Source organism: Pseudomonas sp. FW305-3-2-15-E-TSA4 (assembly GCF_058787295.1).
The window spans coordinates 155,313-177,067 of record NZ_JBYSZP010000011.1; the positions used below are offsets into that span (position 1 = coordinate 155,313).

Below are 21,755 nucleotides of genomic sequence, written 5' to 3' on the forward strand. Positions count from 1 at the left end.
CCGATGGGTTGCGAAGCAGCCCCAATCAAACCAACGTGGCTTCTTAGATTCACCGCGTACACCGGATTTACGACTGCTGCGCAGCCGATCGGGGATAAATCCCCTCACCACAAGGGGTGCATCTGGGCGATTTGCAGCCAGCATCCTCCAGCCATCGGCGCATTGCAATGCTGGCAAGACCAGCCGGTCACAGGCTGTGCCAAAAGCGGTACAAACTGTCACCCCCTCTGTACCGAAACCATCACAGGCGCCGCCCGCCCGTCCGACAAAAAATACGCAAGGCCTTGATTTGCCTGCCCTGCACGGCAGTGGCCCGACCTTTGCTCTACGCTTATAGCAAGCGCACTTGCGCGTTTCTCTAATAAGTACAAAGCCAAGGAGAACAACATCATGCGTTACGCTCACCCCGGTACTGAAGGCGCCAAAGTCTCGTTCAAGAGCAAGTACGGTAACTACATCGGCGGCGAGTTCGTCGCGCCTGTCAAAGGTCAGTACTTCACCAACACCTCGCCAGTGAATGGCCAGCCGATTGCCGAATTCCCCCGCTCCACTGCCGAAGACATCGACAAGGCACTGGACGCCGCCCACGCCGCTGCCGATGCGTGGGGCGCGACCTCCGTGCAGGCGCGCTCGCTGATCCTGCTGAAAATCGCCGACCGCATCGAACAGAACCTCGAACTGCTGGCGATCACCGAAACCTGGGACAACGGCAAAGCCATCCGCGAGACCCTCAACGCCGACATCCCGCTGGCCGCCGACCATTTCCGCTACTTCGCCGGCTGCCTGCGCGCGCAGGAAGGAAGCGCTGCCGAAATCGACGGCAACACCGTGGCCTATCACATCCATGAACCGCTGGGTGTGGTCGGGCAGATCATCCCGTGGAACTTCCCGCTGCTGATGGCCGCGTGGAAACTCGCCCCGGCACTGGCCGCCGGCAACTGCGTGGTACTCAAGCCTGCCGAGCAAACCCCGCTGGGCATCTGCGTGCTGATGGAGCTGATCGGTGATCTGCTGCCACCGGGCGTGCTCAACGTGGTGCAAGGTTTCGGCAAAGAAGCCGGCGAAGCCCTGGCCACCAGCAAACGCATCGCCAAGATCGCCTTCACCGGCTCGACCCCGGTCGGCTCGCACATCATGAAATGCGCGGCCGAGAACATCATTCCATCGACCGTGGAACTGGGCGGCAAGTCGCCGAACATCTTCTTCGAAGACATCATGCAGGCCGAACCGACCTTCATCGAAAAAGCTGCCGAAGGCCTGGTGCTGGCGTTTTTCAACCAGGGCGAAGTCTGCACCTGCCCGTCCCGCGCACTGGTACAGGAATCGATCTACGACGAATTCATGCAAGTGGTGATGAAGAAAGTCCTGCAGATCAAACGCGGCGACCCGCTGGACACCGACACCATGGTTGGCGCGCAGGCGTCCGAGCAGCAATTCGACAAGATCCTTTCGTACCTGGAAATCGCCAAGGGTGAAGGCGCCGAGCTGCTGACCGGCGGCAAGGTGGAAAAACTCGAGGGCAATCTGGCAACCGGCTATTACATCCAGCCGACCCTGCTCAAGGGCACCAACAAAATGCGTGTGTTCCAGGAAGAAATCTTCGGCCCGGTGGTGAGCATCACCACCTTCAAGGACGAAGCCGAAGCCCTGGCGATCGCCAACGACACCGAGTTCGGCCTCGGCGCCGGCCTGTGGACCCGCGACATCAACCGCGCCTACCGCATGGGCCGCGCGATCAAGGCCGGTCGTGTGTGGACCAACTGCTACCACCTGTACCCGGCGCACGCCGCGTTCGGCGGGTACAAGAAGTCCGGCGTTGGCCGTGAAACCCACAAGATGATGCTCGATCACTATCAGCAGACCAAAAACCTGCTGGTGAGCTACGACATCAATCCGTTGGGCTTCTTCTAAAACCCGGGGGCGATACAGATATTTCTGTGTCGCCCTTTCGACCGCTTTCGCGAGCAGGCTCGCTCCCACAGGGGAGTCGTGTCGCACCACATACACAGGCTCGGCACAAATCCACTGTGGGAGCGAGCCTGCTCGCGATGGCGTCCTCAATGACACAACACAAGGCCTGGCCGCTCTGGCACGGCCCTTGCGTACCCGTCATTCAGGATTTGCACAAAAACTGCCGCTGCGTGAACAGCATCCATCCACCTCAACCACTGCACCCGAAAGTCCAACAGATCGAACAATAAAAAACAGAGAGGACTTATGACTTCCACCACACAGCTCAAACCCACACTCGGCACCCTGCACCTCTGGGGTATTGCCGTCGGCCTGGTGATTTCCGGCGAATACTTCGGCTGGAGTTACGGCTGGGGCACCGCGGGCACCCTCGGATTTCTGGTCACGGCGCTGATGGTCGCGACCATGTACACCTGCTTCATCTTCAGCTTCACCGAACTGACCACCGCGATTCCCCACGCGGGCGGACCGTTTGCCTACAGCCGCCGGGCGTTCGGCGAAAAAGGCGGGTTGATCGCCGGCATCGCCACGCTGATCGAATTCGTTTTTGCCCCACCGGCGATCGCCATGGCCATCGGCGCCTACCTCAACGTGCAGTACCCGGAGCTTGATCCGAAGGTGGCAGCGGTCGGCGCGTATTTCGTGTTCATGACCCTGAACATTCTCGGCGTCAGCATCGCCGCGACTTTTGAGCTGGTGGTCACCGTGCTGGCGGTCGCCGAGTTGCTGGTGTTCATGGGCGTGGTCGCACCGGGCTTCAGCTTCAGCAATTTCGTGCTCAACGGCTGGTCGGGGGCCAACGAGTTCAGCATGGGCTCGATCCCCGGAATCTTTGCGGCGATTCCGTTTGCGATCTGGTTTTTCCTTGCCATCGAAGGCGCCGCCATGGCCGCCGAAGAAGCCAAGGACCCGAAACGCACGATTCCCAAGGCTTATGTCAGCGGCATCCTGACCCTGGTATTCCTCGCCATCGGCGTAATGGTGATGGCCGGCGGCGTCGGCGACTGGCGTCAACTGTCGAACATCAATGACCCGCTGCCGCAGGCGATGAAAGCGGTGGTCGGCAACAACTCATCGTGGATGCATATGCTGGTGTGGATCGGCCTGTTCGGTCTGGTGGCAAGTTTCCACGGGATCATCCTCGGCTACTCGCGACAATTCTTCGCCCTCGCCCGCGCCGGTTATCTGCCGAAAAGCCTGGCCAAACTGTCGCGCTTCCAGACCCCGCATCGGGCGATTCTGGCTGGTGGTGTGATTGGTATCGCGGCGATTTACAGCGATGGACTGGTCAATCTGCAAGGCATGACCCTGACTGCTGCGATGATCACCATGTCGGTGTTCGGCGCGATCGTGATGTACATCATCAGCATGCTCAGCCTGTTCAAACTGCGCAAAACCGAACCGAACCTGGAACGCACCTTCCGCGCCCCGGGCTACCCGGTGGTGCCGGCGATTGCGCTGTTCCTGGCGGTGGTGTGCCTGGTGGCGATGGCGTGGTTCAACACGCTGATCGGCTGTGTGTTCCTGGGCTTTATGGCCGCCGGCTACCTGTATTTCCAGCTGACCGCCAAGCAACGCTCAGAAGCGCCGGCAGACGCTATGCTCGAAGGTATCTAGTTGCACCGGCATCGGGCCTGTCGCCCGGTGCCCGCTATATAGAAGTGCATGAAGATCCAATGTGGGAGCGGGCTTGCTCGCGAAGGCGTCGTCTCATCCAACAACGATGTCGTCTGACACGACGCTTTCGCGAGCAAGCCCGCTCCCACAGGGAGACCGAGTTACCCACAGAATCAGGAGGACACCGCCCCATGGCCGCATTTGCCCATTCCGTCGGCGCCCAGACCTACCGCTTCGACAGCCTCAAGGACGTCATGGCCAAGGCCAGCCCGGCGCGCTCCGGGGACTTCCTGGCAGGCGTTGCCGCGCTCAATGACGGCGAACGCGTAGCCGCACAAATGGCGCTGGCCGACATCCCGCTCACGCACTTCCTGCAAGAAGCGCTGATTCCCTACGAAGCCGATGAAGTCACCCGACTGATCATCGACACCCAAGACAAACAGGCCTTTGCCGTGGTCAGCCACCTCACCGTCGGTGGTTTCCGCGACTGGCTGCTCAGCGACGCGGCCGACGAAACCAGTCTGCGCAACCTCGCCCCCGGCCTGACCCCGGAAATGGTCGCCGCCGTGTCGAAGATCATGCGCGTGCAGGATCTGGTGCTGGTGGCGCAGAAGATCCGCGTAGTGACGAAGTTTCGCGGCACCCTCGGCCTGCGCGGGCGCTTGTCGACCCGTCTGCAACCGAATCATCCGACCGACGAGCCGTCCGGCATCGCCGCGAGCATTCTCGACGGCCTGCTGTACGGCAACGGTGACGCGATGATCGGGATCAACCCGGCCACCGACAGCATCGCCTCGATCTGCGCGATGCTGGAGATGCTCGACGCGATCATCCAGCGCTACGACATCCCGACCCAGGCGTGCGTACTGACCCACGTCACCACCTCGATCGAGGCGATCAACCGGGGGGTGCCGCTGGATCTGGTGTTCCAGTCGATTGCCGGCACCGAAGCGGCCAATGCCAGTTTCGGCATCAACCTCAATGTATTGCAGGAAGGCTATGACGCGGGGCTGAGCCTGAAGCGCGGCACCCTCGGGCAGAACCTGATGTATTTCGAAACCGGTCAGGGCAGCGCGCTGTCGGCCAACGCCCACCACGGTGTCGATCAACAGACCTGCGAGACAAGAGCCTACGCCGTGGCGCGACACTTCAAGCCGTTTTTGGTGAACACCGTCGTAGGATTTATCGGCCCGGAATACCTCTATAACGGCAAACAGATCATCCGCGCCGGCCTCGAAGACCACTTCTGCGGCAAGTTACTCGGCGTGCCGATGGGCTGCGACATCTGCTACACCAACCATGCCGAAGCCGATCAGGACGACATGGACACCCTGCTGACCCTGCTCGGTGTGGCCGGAATCAACTTCATCATGGGCATCCCCGGCTCCGACGACATCATGCTCAACTACCAGACCACCTCGTTTCACGACGCGCTCTACGCGCGCCAGACCCTGGGCCTGAAATCGGCGCCGGAGTTCGAGCAATGGCTGGCGAACATGGGCATCTTCACCCAGGCGGACGGCAAGGTTCGCTTTGGCAACAACCTGCCGCCGGCCTTCCGCCAGGCACTGGCGCAACTGGGATGAGTGTGATGGAAAAACCGCCTGTCGACCCGCAAAACCCGTGGCTGGAGCTGCGCCGCCTGACCCCGGCGCGCATCGCTCTGGGCCGCACCGGCACCAGCCTGCCGACCCGCGCCCAGCTGGATTTCCAGTTCGCCCACGCTCAGGCGCGAGATGCGGTGCATCTGCCGTTCGATCATGCCGGGCTCAGCGCGCAATTGAGCGAACGCGGACGTGACAGTTTGTTGTTGCACAGCGCGGCGACCGATCGCAACAGCTACCTGCAACGCCCGGATCTGGGGCGCAAGCTCAGCGAAGACTCGGCGCAGACCTTGCGTGATTACGCCTCGGCGCACCCCGGTGGGGTCGATTTGGCGATTGTGGTGGCGGACGGCCTGTCGGCACTGGCGGTGCATCGGCATACCCTGCCGTTTCTGACCCGCCTGGAGGAGCAGATGAGCGCCGACGGCTGGTCGCTTGCCCCGGTAGTGCTGGTGGAACAGGGCCGCGTCGCCATCGGTGACGAGATCGGTCAGTTGCTGGGTGCAAAAATGGTCGTCATGCTGATCGGAGAGCGTCCGGGCCTCAGCTCGCCCGACAGCCTCGGTTTATATTTCACCTACAATCCAAAAGTCGGACTGACCGATGCCTACCGCAATTGCATCTCCAACGTGCGGCTTGAGGGCTTGAGCTACGGCATGGCGGCGCATCGCCTGCTGTATCTGATGCGCGAAGCCTGCCGGCGGCAGCTGTCGGGGGTCAATCTGAAGGACGAAGCACAGGTGCAGACGCTGGAGTCGGACGCCGGTGCGGACATGAAGGGAAATTTCCTGCTTGATCCGCCCACAACCTGAACCGTTTCCGCATTGCGTTTCTGCGCTGCTTTGAGGCAGGATCGATGCACGGCCGCAGGGTTTCCCATCGCCGTCAGAGCAGTTGAAGACAGCCACTTGAAGACGAGACCTATCATGCGGATTATTCAAGCGACCCTCGAACACCTGGATTTGCTGACCCCGTTGTTCGTCAAATATCGCGAGTTCTACGGTTCCCTGCCCTACCCGGATTCCTCCCGCGCGTTTCTCGAAAAACGCCTGCGACGCAAGGAATCGGTGATTTATCTGGCCCTGGCCGATGATGACGACAAGAAATTGATGGGTTTCTGCCAGCTGTATCCGAGCTTTTCCTCGCTGTCGCTCAAGCGCGTGTGGATTCTCAACGACATCTACGTCGCCGAAGATGCCCGCCGCCAACTGGTGGCCGACAACCTGATCCGCACCGCGAAGAAAATGGCCAAGGAAACCCAGGCCGTGCGCATGCGCGTTTCCACCAGCAGCAACAACGAGGTGGCGCAGAAAACCTACGAATCCATTGGCTTCAAGGAAGACACCGAGTTCAAGAACTACGTGCTGCCGATCAGCGACGAGCTCTAGCACTCATCAAGGGCCTGTTGTGGCGAGGGAGCTTGCTCCCGCCGGGCTGCGAAGCGGCCCCACCTCAGTCATCTCAACAGGTCAGGCAAATCAAGGCTTGGGAGTGCTTCGCCCTCCAGCGGGAGCAAGCTCCCTCGCCACACCAACCTTGCCGCCACCATCAATGCCTGCCTGACATTTGTTCACACCCCGACATCCCTCGCTACAAAACCAACGCGCTTTTCACCTCTCAGACCGTATAATCCCGAGCTTTCCGGCTTGTAAGAAAAACTACACCCCGCTGTAGGCTTACACCCGAATCATCCGCACAGGCCTGCCGAGTCGGGCCGTCACCACAGGTGCCCCCATGGATTTCAACCCGCTCGACCTTATCCTGCATCTCGATGTGTACCTCGATTTGCTGGTCACCAACTACGGGCCGTGGATCTACGCGATTCTGTTCGCTGTCATCTTCTGTGAAACCGGTCTGGTGGTGATGCCGTTCCTGCCGGGTGATTCGCTGTTGTTCATCGCCGGTGCCGTGGCGGCGGGCGGTGGCATGGATCCGGTGCTGTTGGGCGGGCTGCTGATGCTCGCGGCGATCCTTGGCGATAGCACCAACTATGTGATTGGACGAACGGCGGGCGAAAAACTCTTCAGCAACCCGAATTCGAAAATCTTCCGTCGCGATTACCTGCAAAAAACCCACGATTTCTACGACAAGCACGGCGGCAAAACCGTGACCCTGGCGCGCTTCCTGCCGATCATCCGCACGTTTGCCCCGTTCGTCGCCGGCGTCGGGAAAATGCCCTACCCGCGTTTCTTCGCGTTCAGCGTGTTCGGCACCGTCTTGTGGGTCGGTGGTCTGGTAACTCTGGGTTACTTCTTCGGCAACGTGCCGTTCATCAAGAAGAACCTGTCGCTGCTGGTGGTTGGCATCATCCTGCTGTCGCTGGTGCCGATGATCATCGGCGTGGTGCGCAGCCGTTTCGGCGGCGCCAAAGCCGAAACCCACTGATCCGATGTGGTCACTGAGCGCCTGGCGTCGCCGGCGCATTCTGGCCAGGCACCCGATTGCCGACGACCTCTGGCAACGGGTGCGCCATCACCTGAGCTTTCTCGACGGCATCAGCGCCGCCGAAGACCAATGGTTGCGAGAAGCCAGCGTCCTGTTCCTCGAAGAAAAGCACCTGACCGCCCTGCCCGGTGTCGAACTGCATCAGGAACAACGCCTGCTGCTCGCCGCTCAGGCACAGCTGCCGTTGCTCAATCTGGACGAGTTGAACTGGTATCAGGGCTTCCACGAAATCGTCCTCTACCCCGATGACTTCCTCAGCCCGCAACGGCATCGCGATGCCAGCGGGGTCGAGCACGAGTGGGACGGCGAGCACAGCGGCGAAGCCTGGCAACAGGGGCCGATCATCCTCGCCTGGCCGGGCGTGATGGCCAGTGGTGGCTGGGAAGGCTACAACCTGGTGATCCACGAACTGGCGCATAAACTCGACATGCTCAACGGCGATGCCAACGGCCTGCCACCGCTGCACGCCGACATGCGCGTCAGCGACTGGGCCGAAGTCATGCAGCACGCCTACGACGACCTCAACCGCCAGCTCGACCGCAACCCCGACGCCGAAACCGCCATCGACCCATACGCCGCGGAAAACCCGGCGGAGTTCTTTGCGGTCACCAGCGAATACTTCTTCAGCGCTCCGGATCTGCTGCACGCGGCTTATCCACAGGTCTACTTGCAACTGCAGCTTTTCTACCGGCAGGATCCGTTGGGCAGGCTGCGGCAACTTCAGGCCACAGACCCGGTCTATCAGGCGCACGAGTAAGCGCTGCACGACTTCTGGTACGTGGCGTCGGCGTAGGAATATGCCTATAATCGCCGCCACTTTTTGGTCAATCCGGCCAAGTTTTTTTGGTCAACTACGGGGGCAACGCCCAATGAGCTACAGCAAGATTCCGGCTGGCAAAGACCTGCCGAACGACATCTACGTCGCGATCGAGATCCCGGCCAACCACGCGCCGATCAAATACGAAATCGACAAAGACAGCGATTGCCTGTTCGTTGACCGTTTCATGGCCACCCCAATGTTCTACCCGGCCAACTACGGTTACATCCCGAACACCCTGGCTGACGACGGTGATCCCCTCGACGTGCTGGTTGTGACCCCTTACCCGGTTGCTCCAGGCTCGGTGATCCGCGCGCGTCCAGTCGGCATCCTGAACATGACCGACGACGGCGGCGGCGATGCCAAAGTCATCGCAGTCCCACACGACAAGCTGTCCCAGCTGTACGTCGACGTGAAGGAATACACCGACCTGCCACCACTGCTGATCCAGCAGATCGAGCACTTCTTCGCGAACTACAAAGATCTCGAAAAAGGCAAGTGGGTCAAGATCGAAGGCTGGGCTGGCGCTGATGCCGCTCGCGACGCGATCACCAAGTCGGTAGCTGCCTACAAGGGCTAAGCGCCGGCTGGCTGCATGACGCTTGAAGAAAACCCCGGTTGATCCGGGGTTTTTTGTGCCTGAAAAACGCCGCTTTAAACAGTGTGTTTATTGCGGACTACAGAAAAGTTTCGAAGTGAGTGATTTCCCACAAGCACGTCTTACATCCAGTCGCAAAATACAGGCTTTTTTTGAACAGCCGGTTTATTCAAACCGCTCTGGCACGGCCGTAGACTCGGTGTTTATGAGAAAGAACACTAGCGGTCCAAGATTCAAGGCACTCCTGGAAGCAGCGAACATCACCACCACGGGATTCGCAAAGTTCTGGGGCACGGAAGCCCAAAACATTCATAACTGGTACACCCGGGGCGTCCCGGCGTATCGCATGGAGGAAGTCTCACGCCTGCTCTCGGTCAACAGCGAGTGGCTGAAAACCGGCGAAGGCAGCAAAGAGTCACCCCGCCTGCAAACGCCTGCCAGCAACGGCGACACCTTCGACGCGCAGTCCGTCAACGGCGTCTATTCCATCATCAACCCCAACGACATCGAACTGCCGTTTTTCAAGGAAACACCTCTCAGCGCCGGCGCCGACAAAACCCACGTCATCCTCGACCCCGAGCAGACCGTCCGCCTGCCCCGGGCCCATCTCGCCCAACTGGAAATCCGCCCAAGCGACGCCATTTGCGCGCACATGATCGGCAACAGCATGGCCGAGCGCATCGAAGACGGCTCCATCGTCGGCATCGACCGCGGCCTGACCCAGGTGGTCGACGGCGAAATCTACGCCATCGAACACGACGGCATGCTGCGCATCAAATACCTGCACCGCATGCCCGGCAACGCCCTGCGCCTGCGCAGCCACAACAGCGCCGAATACCCGGACGAAATCTTCCGCGCAGCACAAATCGATGAGCAGCGGATACACATTCTGGGCTGGGTATTCTGGTGGTCGACCCTGGGCAAACGCCGGCCGGTGGTACCGTTTCTCTGATCGGATACGGATCTTCAACCCTGCACCAAACCCTGTGGGAGCGAGCCTGCTCGCGAAGAGGCCCCGAAAATCAGTACAAATTACGAATTTTGCCCCCCGCAGTGGCTCTATTCCGCAGTTGAGGCTGGGAATCCCCAACAAAACTCAGTATCCTGCGCCCCACATTTGCGCATCGCCCCGCTCCCGCGGCTCAGATGACGCCTGACGCGGCAGACCAACGTCTGACCAAGTCCCACAGCCGGACGCAGATCCGGGTGTACGTTTTGAAGGCTGACGCGGTTTACCAAAAATAAACCAAGCCAGTCCCCGAGAAGCCGGCCACAAGCCGGCTTTTTAATGCCTGCCTGAAAGCAACGTTATCTTGACGAGCTCGACAGATTAACCGGGCAGCACCCGCCACTCAGGCATCGCAATAAGCCATTAGCACATCCGCCCTAATTGCCCCGCGCCCAACCTCACCACTAAATTTCCATTCTGTTTTTGTGCATTACAAAAGCGCCAAGGAATGGAGCAACACCATGTCGTCGTTTTTCAAACTCACTCAATCCGCTGTTCTGCTGACCGCACTCCTGACCGCTGCCACTTCAGCCTTGGCCGAGGAGCCGAAGCTCGTCGGTGACTGGTGGATCATTTACGGCAATGGCATACCCCAAAAGAACATCATGTATGTCGCCGACAGCACTTCAGTCGTGCCGTCGAAGCAGACCAAGGGGGCCAAGTTGGTCGCCGTGACGCTGGTGTATGAGGAACCCGGCAAACCGATGATCGATGCCTACAACCTCGAAGTTCAGTGTTCGACGAACAAGGTCCGAATGCTCAATGGCCAGTCGGTTGATCGCATCGCCTACATGATGCGCAACCTGAAAGTTAATGACCAATGGCAGCAGCCGAAAGAGTTCTGGGTGCAGCGCACCAGCGAGTTCGTTTGCTCACCGGCCAAAAAGGACATGATCGCGCTGGGCAAGATGGAGTACCTGCAGATGATTCAGGGTCTGCAGCAGATGTTCTTCAAACTGGCGCCGATTCAGGAGAAAGGCCAGATGATGGATAACCTCGACTCGATCCTGGGCAACAAGTAAGCGGCGGGAATAACGATGAACCCATGGACTAAAACGTTATTGGCGCTGCTGATAACGCCCGCCGTTTTGCTGATCAATGGCTGCCACTTGATTGCCCAGTCGCGCTGGGAAGGACGCGATGTTCAGGAAGCGCTCGATCTGTTCGGCAAACCTGACTCGATGAAAAAACAGACCGGGGCCAACGGCGAGAATCTGGCTGTGCTCACCTGGTACAAATCGTCCAGTTGGACCACCACGGAAGCGGCCGGTACTTCAATGAATCACACCGGTAACGGCATGGTTTACACCGAGTACTACGAGACGGTCGGCCACAGCTCGGATTGCAAGCTCGAAGCCACCGTCAACAAGGCGAAAAAGATCGTGCTGTTCAGAATCGAAGACGGAAAGATCATTCACGGCAAGTGCATCAACGTGCCGTTCGTGCCTGGTTACATTCCGCCCGGTTTCTAGTGCAACCCTGAGCAGGCTGCTGCTCAGGGATAGCTGAACGATTTCACCAACGTCAGTTCACCCACCGCCCGCATCGGTACCACAAACGTCTCCATTTTCTCGCTTGGCGTGCCTTCCTCGGTAATCACCGTCACCTGCGCCGTGGTCAGCGGCTGCACCGCCTCTTCCCCGCCTTCATCATCACCGCGATAACCACCGCCGAAGTAGTTCACATACACCAGATACTGGCCCTTGATCGGTGCCGGCATGGCGAAGATTTCCGGGCCGTAGCCGGTGGTGACGTCGACGTCGAGTGCGGCGCCATTGGGTGCGACGCGGTCGCCGTACCAGATGTGCGCGCCGTCGGGGGTGATCAAGTGCAGGTCGAGGTCGGTGCCGTCGCTGTCCCAAGAGAGCAGCACGCGCAGTTTGGCCGGGGTGGCGCCGCCGCTGGTGTTGAGGAATTGCGTGCGGTGGCGTTGCTGGCCGTCGGGGCTGCGCACTTCGACGCTGTTGCTGCCGTTGGGGAAGGAGAACGGGCGGTCGAAGCGGCCACTGTCGTCGATTTTCAGCGGCATGCTGACACCGTTGACGATCAGCCGGCCGGGATCCTTGCTCTTGGGGGTGGCTTTGATCTCGCCGCTGATGCGCGCGGTGTTGGCCTGGCCGACCGGGGTGTTGACCGAGGAGGCCGGGTAGTTGACGGTCTGGCGGAAGTTCTCGCCTTCGCCCTCGGGCGCGCCGGTGCGCCAGCCGCCGACCGGGGTGTCGAGTTTGACGCTGTCGGCGGCCATTGCCATCGGCCATGCATTGAACGCGCAGAGCAACAGCAAGACCTGTGGATAACGGAGTGTCATGGTCTATTCCAGCAAGAGGTGACGGGCGAGCCCTTCGATGTAGGTTTCATCCTGGCCATTGGGATGTGCTTCAAAGGCCAGGTGCAGATATTCGTGAGTCAGGTCGAGGCGATCCTGCAGAGTCAGCACGCCGCGCACGTAGATGCGCTGGCGCTCGCGATCGACAAACGGGCGGCCGAACGCCAGTTTGCACACGGCAAAGGTGCTGACTTCGTTGTAGCCGGTTTCGCTTTCCAGTGTCGGACGCCAGCCGCGACGCTGCTTTTGCAGCCAGTCTTGCGCGGTGGGCAACGCTTCGCAGGAGGCCACCGGGTTGTCCCAACGGCTGAGGCTGGCGCGCGGATAGGCGTGCAGCAGAATCGCGTCGTAGCGCTGGCCGGCGTTGGCCTGCTCGACGGCCTGTTGCCAGGCGAGTTTGTCCGGGCCGGGTTGATCGGAGTGATAGGTGACGGTGCTGCCGGCCAGCACCAGATCCGCGGTCCATGCGGCGATGTTGCGCGACTCGGCGGAGGCCGGACGCGGAGCGACGCGCTGACGGTTGCTGCTGTCGTCGATGCTCAGGCAATCGCCGTTGCGCGTGGCGTTTTGCAGCAGATAGGTGCGGATCGCCACGGCCAGTGCCTTGGCAGCTTCGGCGGGTTCAGGTTTGGCTTCGCGCTCAAGGACGCGGGCGACGTATTCTTCGCGATCAAGTCTGGCGACCAGTTTGTCGTCGAGCAGAAACAGCTCACCGGCGCTGTGGATATCCAGCGCGTTGCCGTTGGCGAATTCGACGCGGTAATCGCCCTGCAATGGGCCCGAAGTCACCACCCGATCACCGGCCAGAACCCGGGAAACGGGATAACGCGAAAACAGACCGACCTCAACGCAACGCCCTGCTTCCGCCGGCCACGAAGAAGGCAGCACCGTCGCCAGCGCCTGACCGTAATGGCGCAAAACCATCTGACTGGTACCACGCCCACTGGCCCAGATCGGCGAGCCGTCCGCTGTCCAACCGGCGAAACCGCCTTGCCGCGATTGCGGATCCTGATCGCCGAGCCAGCTCCAGGTTTTCACCCGCAAGCGCCCGCCCAGCTCACCGACGACATTGCCGTCCGCCGCATTCAGCACGACGTCAAGCAACACGCGGCGCATCTGCTCCTGCGCTGGCAGCACCGACAACACCTTCAGCAAGTCCGTCACGGAAACCCGGGTAGCCGGTTGCACGGTTGGTAAATCCAGCAACCACGACGGCGCCCGCCGCACCTGCCAATACGTGCGCCAATCGCCAGCAGCAATGCCCAATCGCGCCGGCTCAAAGTACAACCCGCAGGATTTGACCAACGCCTGATCACGCTCGATCCTGCCGCCCGCCGAGCAGCAATAAACCTCTTCCTTTGACTGCCCGCGACATTCATACGCCGGCTCGCGCGCGCCGGTATCCACCAGCCACGCGTAGACGAACAATTTCCAAAGACTGCCCAGCGGGGTATCCAGCGTCGACGGCAACGGCTCGCGGGCGATCAGTTGCGTGTGATTCAACGACAGCAACTCGCCCTTGTACGCCAGCCGCAGCGGCTCATCCTGCGCCGTCGCCAGCGCAGGCATCACACACATCAGCAGCCACAGCAGCGGCCGGTTCATGTCAGTTGACCGTGACCTGACCGAGGGCGGCTTTCGCTTCCTGGGCCTGATGCTGCGGCGCGTAGACCTGAGTGAAACGCACCGGCGGCAGGTTGAACTGGCCCTTCTGCGAGAAGCGCACCAGATGGCGCAGACGCAATTCGCCGCTCAGCGCATCCACCGGCACCGCATAAGCCAGTTGCCCCGGCTCGAAGCGTGCCTTTTCCAGCGCGGTCGGTTCGGTGCCGTCCTTGCCCTGCAACTTGATGCCCCATGTAGTGCGCTCGACATCGGCGCCTGGTGGCAACGGCACTTCGAGCATGCCGTAGCGCAATGGTTTCGGCGCCTTGCTGGTGAGGATCACTTCGTCCAGGTACAGGCTGTCGCTGGACAGCGGTTTGCTGCCGACCGGCTCCAGTTTGAAGGTGAACGCTTCGTCGCCCGGCACCAGCCGCGACAAACGGCGGGTGATAGTCACGGCCATTGGATCGACGGCCGGTTGCTGGGTCTGGAAGCTCAACGCAGCGCGCAGCGGACGCTCCTGAGTGCCGGACACCGACAACACGCTCGGCACCGGCGTCGCACCCTGCCAGGTCCAGAACATCTCACCGGTTGCGCCGTAGTTTTTCTTCCAGCCTTCACCCGGCAGCAGCGCGATGGTCGGCGAGGCCTGAGCGATGCTGCGTTGCAACCAGCTCAGCGCCAGGGCGCGTTCGAGGGTCGATTGCTGTGGCAACAGACGTTGCAACAGCGCCGTCGCCCGCGCCTGATCAAACGGTTGCAGCGACAGGTTCAGCGCTTCGGCAAACGGCTGCGAACTGACCGCCAGACGCTGTTGCGCCGCGCCAACCTGACGGTTGAATGCCTCCGGCAACGCGACTTTCGACTGCGTGGCCAGCGCCGCCGTCAACACCCGCGCCGCCGCCAGACCGAGCGCCGAATCCGGGTCACTCATCACCAGGCTGTCTTCGCCGTCGTCCATCAGGGTTTCGGCATTACCCTCACCGGCCTTGGCCAGATCGTCCATCAAACCGCTGAGCAGGGTATTCACCGGCAGGTGCATCTGCTTGGCGAACGACAGGATCAGCGCCCGCTGCAGCAGTGGCGTGTTCGGCGCTTGCTTGGCGTAGACCTCCAGCACTCGCTGCCAATGCTCCGGCGGCAAGGTCAGTTCCAGCACCTGACTGGCGTTCCAGTCGGCGTAGTAGGCGTAAGCGGTGAGGAACGCGTCCGGCTCGCCGTCGAAGCCCCACCAGGTGAAGCTCGCCGACGGCCCGGCCATTTGCACCAGACGCAGACGGCTGTTCTGCATGATCAGGCGCAGGCGATCGCGGATCTGCGGGTTAGACGCCAGCGACGGATAAGCGATGCTCAGCGGCAGCAAACGACTGGCAGTCTGCTCGACGCCGCCGTACGGGTAGCTCAGCAGATCATCGAGCGCGGAACGGAACAGCGCTTGCGGACTGTCATCCAGACGCAGGCGAATATCGGTGGCATCTGCTGGCAAACTCAACGGTGTGTCGCCGCTGGCCACGTCGAGGCTCTGGGTTTGCGTAACTTGCCAGCCGTCACCGGTCGCACTCAGGCGCACGGCGAGGGCGTCAGCGGTTTTGTCGTCCTGCACCAGTTCGGCAGTCCACTCACCCGAGGCCAGGGCGAACGCTGGCAGCGGCACGTAGTTGATGCCGTTGTTCAGGGTCACCGGCAGGCGTTGTTCGGCGCCAGCGTAATGGGTGACCAGTTCAGCCTTGACCGGTTTTTCGGCCTTGCTGAAGGCAAACACACCGAGTTGCGGCTGATCGCCCTTGCGGAATTTGCTCGGCCCGCTCCACTTCAGGTACAGCGGTTTTTCCGAACGGACGAACTGCTTCTTCTGCCCGACCTGGCCGTCGTCGGCGATAGCCCGGGCGGTGATGCGCCAGCGGGTCAGCGAGTCCGGCATCTTGAAGGTGAAACGGGTTTTGCCGTCGGCACCTGTGAGCAATTCCGGCTGCCACGCGGCGGTGTCGACGTCTTCGCGACGCGGACGCTCCAGCACTTTCACCCCACGTTCGCTGCGGTTGGCCTTGCCCGGCGCGCCGGGGCTGCCCGGCAACGCCACGTCGTAACTGATGAACGACAGGCTGGCGCTGGTGCGCACATTATTGCGACGCGGGTGGTAGAAGAACTGGTCGATGGTCGGCGCGACTTCCGGTTGCAGCGCGTAGACCATTTCATCGACAACACTCACCGTCAGATGCGCCGGAACTGCTTTACCGGCGAACTGCGTAGTCAGGTCGACGGTCACCGTGTCGCCCGGCAGATACACCTGTTTGTCGGTGCTGATCGCCACGTCGATTTGCGGGGCAATCACTTTGATCCCGGCGTTCTGGAAGCTGTACTGCCCGCCCTTGGTGTACAGCACCGAGAAGGTCAGGTTCGGCGCGAAGTTGTCCTTCACCGGAATGCGCGCGCGGTATTGGGTGTCGCTGAGTTTTTCCAGTTTCAGCCAGTCGCCGCCCTTGGCCAGCAGCGCGGTGGCTTCGACCTTGTCGCGCTCCAGCGACAGCAGGGCATCGCTGACCGGCTCCGGGAACGTGATCAGCGCCAGCGCTTCATCGCCGGCCTTGTACTCGGGCTTGTCGAGGACGATTTCCACAGTGCCCGGCACCGCTTTGACACCGTCGCCGGTGACCGAATGGCCGGTGGCGCCGAGGACGCGACCGTGTTGATCTTTCAGCGTCAGGTTGTAAGTACCTGGACGCTCGAAGGCCAGACTAAAGCCTTTGTCAGTCGCCGCGAGTTTGCCTTCGCCAGTGCTCTGGTCTTCCAGACGCACCCAGCTGTAGCTGCTTGGGGTCACGGCTTTGCTCTGCTCGCTGCCGCCCTCGTTGGCGTAGCTGAACGCGACTTTGTCTTTGACTGCGCTGAAACGTTGCGGCGCGCTCAGGCGGAAGCTCGCGGCGCCACGGTCGATGAGGATTTCCTTGGTGGTCTTGACCCGATACGCCGCGCCATCGCTGGCAAATACGGTGAGCATGTAGCGGCTCGGTTTGTCGGCGGCCGGCAGGTCGAGGGTCGCGTTGCCCTTGCTGTCGGTGGTCAGTTCGGTGCTGGTCAATTCCACCGGGAATTGCCCGAGGTATTGCAGCTCATTGTCGACCATCGACAGTTGCTGGGCACGCAGGCTCAGGCTCAGTTTGGCGTTGGTCACCGGTTTGCCGTCCGGGTACAGCAGCACCAGACTGCCCTTCACCGGCTCGCCGGTGCGGTAATCCTGCTTGGCCAGGTTCAGCGAAATTTCGAAGTGCGGCTTGATGTACTCGGCCACGCGGAAGGCGCTGCTGTAGGCCTGATCCTTGTAGTTGAAGCGGATCTCGTAACCACCGGCCACAGCGTTGTCCGGCAACTGGAACCGGCCCTGGGTGCCGGCCTTGGAATCGAGTTTCAGGTCGAGGCGTTGCAGCTCGGTGCCGGTGGCATCAAGCACACTGACGTTGACGTCAGCAGCGCCCGGCAGCACCGAATCCCGCGCATTCTTGAACTCGCGACCGACGATTTTCAGCGACACCCAATCCCCCGGGCGATACAGCGGTCGGTCGGTGAACGCATAGAGTTTGGTGTCGTAGATTTCGCTGTCGTAATAGAAGTTTTCCGAGACGAACACCCCGCCCTCTTCGTCCTCGCCAATGACGAACGAGCGCTCGGGGCTGACGTGTTTCAGGCGCAGCAAACCATCGGCATCAGTGGCACCGCTGCTCATCACGCCGAGGCCGTCAGTCCACAGCACATTGACCTTCGGCACCGAACTGCCTTCGTGTTTGCGTGCGGCCCAGACCAGCAATTCATCACCGGCAATCTTGCTCACTGCCACGGTGTTGGAAACGAAGACCATGGTGGTCGCGCGATACTTGCCGATCAGCGCTTCGACCAGGTACAGGCCCGGCTTCAGGTTGCCCAGCGGGATGTAGACGTTACCCGGTGCAACGCTGACGAACTCGCTGGAAGAACCGGCCAGATTGACTCCGGCCGGCGGCTGGATCGGCTTGGCCTGCCACAGCGGATAGCGGAACTGGCTGACCACCGGCAGGCCCGGAATCAGCGCGAATTGCGGCTGCGCGTCGTACGGCGTCGGCGCGGCGATGGCGTTGCCCATCTTCAGTTCCGGCACTTCCTCGGTGACCTGCTTGCGCGACTCGTAGGAGAACGCGCGCTGCATCACCCGCCGCGATTTGCGGTACCAGTTGTCCCACAGGTACGCGAGGGTGTTGGACAGGCCCTCGCCTTTGAACTGACCGTCGCTGACCACGCGGTGCAGGTTCTTCTGACGTTTGAGGAAATCCAGCGGCTTGTCGATGCGATACACGCGAATATCGGCGCCGCCATAGGGTTCCATACGAAAGCGGCGGTAGTCGCGGCCCGGCGCCTCGAGTCGGACCATTGCCTGCTCGTCGGCGGCGAAACTGCTGTCGGCCAGCAGGAAGAAGCTTTCACCAGAGACCGGCGTGTAGCCGCTCGGCTCCACCGAATCTTCAGCGTTGACGGTCGCCAATGGCAGCAACAGTGCCAGCAGCAGAGGAATTCGAGCGCAGAGTCGCAGCATGCGGGCACCGGTCATTGGGAGAGAAAGTTCAGTCGATAGACGCCGATGAAGTTGGGGTTGGCTGCGTCGGGTATCCATCGGGTGTCCTTCCATGTCATGAGTTGCTGCAGGCTTGCCGAACGCATGCCGTTGTCAGTGGGGGTGGTCGTGCCGGTGTGATAGGCGATGTAGCGGCCCATCCAGATCATCAGGTGCTGGTCGTCGCCCTGATCGAAAAACATCAGGTCGCCGGGGCGTGCCTGGGACACGTCGCGGCTGACCAGATGGCTGTTGAACTGAATCAGTTTGATCGCGTTGACGTACGGCCCGACCTTGCCGCCGCCCTGCTGCCATTGCTGGGCGAGCTTGCGCTGCTCATCGCTGAGCGTCAGCTCCGGCGGCAGGTAGCGATTGGACAGGCCATTGCTGCGCAGCCACTTGTCGTCGTGGACTTTCAGCGCTTCGTTGGCGGCGAAACGCACAAGGCCTGCGCAGTCCTGCTGATACCAGCGCGGGCTCGGGCCCTGGCTCAGTTGTTCCTGAGCGATGCGCACAAACCAGGCGCGGAACACCTGGGACTGCGCCGGATCGAGTGCCGGTGCTTCGACGGCGCGGGCGCCCGCGCTGAGCAGTAGCGCGAGCAGGCCGAGGCTGCGGATCAGTGTCGTCACAGCGCTTTCCACTCCAGCGGCAGCCATTGCCAGTGGCCGTCAGGCTCGCTGCCTTCCGGCAGGGTCAGGGCGTATTTGCCGTAGCCGCCGAGGGTGCGCAGTTTAGGGATCAGGTAGGTTTGCGCGGCGTTGTAGAACACCGGCTCCATGTCCTGCGGCAGGCTGTCGAGGGTTTCCTGCTGCATCAGTTGCGCCATCGAATCCGGACCGAAGTAGATCGGCATCAGCACATCTTTCGGCAGCACGTCGGCCATCGGCGGGAAGCGCTTGTCGAGAGTACCGAGAGCCTTGTCCACCAGTTTGTCGTCGAGGGAAAACAGCAGCGTCGAACCGTGACGGGCGAGGCTGACTTTCATGAACGCTTTACCGCTGATCGCATCCGGATTCTCGGCAGTCTTGGCGGCGTACGGGCCGAAACTGGAGCTGACCTGACGCTGCCAGACATGGCTCTGGCCTTCCTGTTTCTCGACCACCGGAAACGCGTGTTCGTCGACATTCGTCTCGTAGGCGCCCACCATCGAACCGAACAACGTGCCCAGGTCGCCATCGAGCTTGCCGCTTTCCTCGTCCTTCAGGCTGGCAACCAGCAACGGCGTGTACAACCGCGAATCGGCGTACCAGCACAGGCCCGCCGCGCCAGCCACGTGTTCGGTGAGTTTCTGCGCCACCGCTTCGTCGGCGCCGAGTTTCACCAGCAGCGGTTTCTGCGGTTCGGCCGCTACCGGCAAGGTCACGCAGGCACTGGCGCCCAGCGGCATGGCTTGCCACACCGGTTTGAAATCGAAGTCCGGCTGATTATCCAGTTCGTCCATGGCGAGGTAGCTGTGCCAGCCCTTGTCGTCCATGTCGAAACGCAGCCCGGCGAAGTTCGGGATGAAGCGCTGATAGCCCATCGCAAGGACGCTGGAATTGACCGACAGACGCTGTTTGATCTCCGGCGCCTTGGCCGGTAGACCGAAGGCCTCGGGGAACAGTTTGTCGCCGTTGAGCAGCGCTGCCAGCGCTTGCGGCGAGACGTGCCCGGACTCTTCCGATTCGCCACTGGCCGGGTCGTAATATTTGTTCGGGTTGGACAGCACCACCAGTTTGTCGCCGCGCGACGCGAACAGCAGCGATTTGCTGGCGTTGTAGCTGAGCTGGTACAGCGGCACTTCGTCGCTGCCGACCTTGAGGCTGCCGAAGACGCTGAGTTGCGAATCGTCCAGCGCCACTTTCGCCAGCGGTTCGAGCAGCTTCGCCAACCCGCCGCGATCCATTACCAGCAGAAAATCCTTGAGCCGGCCATCAGCGCCACGCCACAACGCCACATCGGCCGGTTGATCGAAAAGCTGTTCGATCAGGCTGTCCTGCAGCTTCAGGTCGTGTTCGTAGATGATCCGCCGCAGGCTGCCGATCAACCCCAGGCGGTCGGCGTGGGTTTCGTAATAGAAGACGAAATCCTCGGTGAGCGTGGCCTTGAGGAACGGCACCGTCAGCAGGTCCTTGGGCAACTGGCTCAAGGAGCGGGTTTCCAGCAGCGCATCCGGACGACTCAGGCCGAGTTTGTCACTGGCCAGTGCCGCCGCCGGCACCTTGGGCTTGTGCAGGAGCCAGCCAAGACCACCGGCCACCCCGGCAACCAGGACCAGGCCGATCAGCAGCGCCGGCCAGCGCCGGGAGGTTTGGCCGGCAGGTGTCGGGACGGCCGGAGAAGCAGCGTTATCACTCATGTTCACAAAACCCGAAGTTCATCCGTGGTGCGGGATGCTTAATAGTTGAAAGTCTTGACCAGCAGCAGATCACCGATCGCCCGCAGGGGCACGATGAATGTTTCGCGTTTTTCGTCGACCGTATTTTCGTTGAGCACCAGCGTGATTTGCGAGGTGATGACCTCGTTCTGATTGCTGGCCTCCTCGAAGTTATAGCCGCCGTCGCCGAAGTTGCCCCAATAGTTGACGTAAACCAGATAGGTGCCATGCAGCGGCGCGGTCATGGTGAACATTTCCGGGCCGGGGCCATCGACACCATCCGGGTCCAGACCGCCGCCGTTGGTCAACGCCGTGTGGGCGAAAAACGCATGCTGGCCGTCGGGCGTAATGATGTGCAGGTCGAGTTCGGCCTTGGGATCGTCCCAACCCAGCACCACACGGATTTTCGCCGGCGTGCGCAGGTTGTTCGCTTCGTAGAACTGCACACGCTTGAGCGACTGCCCCTCGGCGCTGCGCACTTCGACACTGTTGGAGCCGGCGCCGAACGCATACGGCCGGGCGAACCGCCCGTCATCGTCGGTATACAGATTCAATGGATTGCCGTTGACCGCCAGCGTGTGCGGCCCGCGCTGATTGCCGATGGCCTTGAGCTGGCCCTGAATCATCGTGCGATTGCGCTGAATGCCGCGATCGATCGGCGGCGTGGGATAGGCGACTTGCGGGTTTTCACTGCGGTCGAGCAGACCGTTGTAACGCCAGCCACCGGATGGCTCAGACAGCTCGGCAGTCGGCGCCGCCCACAGCGCAGGCGCCCAGGCCAAACCGATCAGCAGCCAAAGAAATGAACGCATGTAATGCCTCCTG

At 61.3% G+C, this 21,755-nt stretch carries 17 protein-coding genes; 11 read left to right on the forward strand and 6 right to left on the reverse strand.

Annotation, left to right across the window (positions count from 1 at the left end; genetic code table 11):
• Nucleotides 1-390 precede the first annotated feature (390 nt).
• The 11 genes from exaC (at nt 391) to AC3WMV_RS16985 (ending at nt 11,533) form a co-directional block, all read left to right on the forward strand.
• Nucleotides 391-1,911 carry an acetaldehyde dehydrogenase ExaC gene (exaC, locus tag AC3WMV_RS16935; RefSeq protein WP_025108675.1) on the forward strand — a complete coding sequence of 507 codons (1,521 nt, stop codon included), beginning with the start codon at nt 391-393 and terminating at the stop codon, nt 1,909-1,911.
• A 306-nt stretch (nt 1,912-2,217) separates the two neighbouring features.
• On the forward strand, nt 2,218-3,588 hold the full coding sequence (eat, locus tag AC3WMV_RS16940) for an ethanolamine permease (protein ID WP_103367241.1): 1,371 nt from the start codon (nt 2,218-2,220) through the stop codon (nt 3,586-3,588).
• Between the two features lie 191 nt (nt 3,589-3,779).
• Nucleotides 3,780-5,174 carry an ethanolamine ammonia-lyase subunit EutB gene (locus AC3WMV_RS16945; protein ID WP_103367240.1) on the forward strand — a complete coding sequence of 465 codons (1,395 nt, stop codon included), beginning with the start codon at nt 3,780-3,782 and terminating at the stop codon, nt 5,172-5,174.
• A gap of 5 nt (nt 5,175-5,179) precedes the next feature.
• Nucleotides 5,180-6,004, forward strand: coding sequence for an ethanolamine ammonia-lyase subunit EutC (gene eutC, locus AC3WMV_RS16950; protein WP_103367325.1), 825 nt, complete (start codon nt 5,180-5,182; stop codon nt 6,002-6,004).
• Between the two features lie 114 nt (nt 6,005-6,118).
• Nucleotides 6,119-6,580, forward strand: coding sequence for a GNAT family N-acetyltransferase (locus tag AC3WMV_RS16955; RefSeq protein ID WP_003228592.1), 462 nt, complete (start codon nt 6,119-6,121; stop codon nt 6,578-6,580).
• Between the two features lie 346 nt (nt 6,581-6,926).
• Entirely contained in the window at nt 6,927-7,577 is a 651-nt protein-coding gene (locus AC3WMV_RS16960; protein WP_047602527.1) for a DedA family protein, read from the forward strand.
• Between the two features lie 4 nt (nt 7,578-7,581).
• On the forward strand, nt 7,582-8,394 hold the full coding sequence (locus AC3WMV_RS16965; protein ID WP_103367239.1) for a M90 family metallopeptidase: 813 nt from the start codon (nt 7,582-7,584) through the stop codon (nt 8,392-8,394).
• Nucleotides 8,395-8,506: 112 nt separating this feature from the next.
• Nucleotides 8,507-9,034 carry an inorganic diphosphatase gene (gene ppa / locus AC3WMV_RS16970; RefSeq protein WP_008052339.1) on the forward strand — a complete coding sequence of 176 codons (528 nt, stop codon included), beginning with the start codon at nt 8,507-8,509 and terminating at the stop codon, nt 9,032-9,034.
• A gap of 223 nt (nt 9,035-9,257) precedes the next feature.
• Complete coding sequence (locus AC3WMV_RS16975) at nt 9,258-10,004, forward strand: S24 family peptidase (RefSeq protein ID WP_027612915.1); 747 nt, start codon at nt 9,258-9,260, stop codon at nt 10,002-10,004.
• Between the two features lie 518 nt (nt 10,005-10,522).
• The gene (locus tag AC3WMV_RS16980; protein WP_103367238.1) at nt 10,523-11,083 is read left to right on the forward strand and encodes a hypothetical protein; all 561 of its coding nucleotides are present in this window, start codon (nt 10,523-10,525) and stop codon (nt 11,081-11,083) included.
• A 15-nt stretch (nt 11,084-11,098) separates the two neighbouring features.
• A complete protein-coding gene (locus AC3WMV_RS16985) occupies nt 11,099-11,533 on the forward strand; it encodes a hypothetical protein (protein WP_027612917.1) in 435 nt (144 codons plus the stop codon).
• Nucleotides 11,534-11,556: 23 nt separating this feature from the next.
• Here AC3WMV_RS16985 and AC3WMV_RS16990 read toward each other — a convergent pair whose 3' ends face one another.
• The 6 genes from AC3WMV_RS16990 to AC3WMV_RS17015 are packed head-to-tail and all read right to left on the reverse strand — an operon-like array spanning nt 11,557 to nt 21,742.
• The gene (locus tag AC3WMV_RS16990; protein WP_103367237.1) at nt 11,557-12,369 is read right to left on the reverse strand and encodes a YfaP family protein; all 813 of its coding nucleotides are present in this window, start codon (nt 12,367-12,369) and stop codon (nt 11,557-11,559) included.
• Between the two features lie 3 nt (nt 12,370-12,372).
• Nucleotides 12,373-13,992, reverse strand: a complete 1,620-nt coding sequence (locus AC3WMV_RS16995) for a DUF2300 domain-containing protein (RefSeq protein WP_103367236.1) — start codon at nt 13,990-13,992, stop codon at nt 12,373-12,375.
• A gap of 1 nt (nt 13,993) precedes the next feature.
• A complete protein-coding gene (locus tag AC3WMV_RS17000) occupies nt 13,994-18,568 on the reverse strand; it encodes an alpha-2-macroglobulin family protein (protein ID WP_103367235.1) in 4,575 nt (1,524 codons plus the stop codon).
• Nucleotides 18,565-19,230: a DUF1175 domain-containing protein gene (locus AC3WMV_RS17005; RefSeq protein WP_178085217.1), complete on the reverse strand. Its 666-nt coding sequence runs from the start codon at nt 19,228-19,230 to the stop codon at nt 18,565-18,567. Before AC3WMV_RS17005 ends, AC3WMV_RS17000 begins: the two co-directional genes overlap by 4 nt.
• Complete coding sequence (locus AC3WMV_RS17010) at nt 19,200-20,912, reverse strand: DUF2138 domain-containing protein (RefSeq protein WP_103367233.1); 1,713 nt, start codon at nt 20,910-20,912, stop codon at nt 19,200-19,202. The genes AC3WMV_RS17005 and AC3WMV_RS17010 overlap by 31 nt, the downstream gene beginning before the upstream one ends.
• Before the next feature lie 38 nt (nt 20,913-20,950).
• Nucleotides 20,951-21,742 (reverse strand): YfaP family protein, encoded by a 792-nt coding sequence (locus AC3WMV_RS17015; RefSeq protein ID WP_103367232.1) that lies wholly within the window; start codon nt 21,740-21,742, stop codon nt 20,951-20,953.
• Nucleotides 21,743-21,755: the final 13 nt, after the last annotated feature.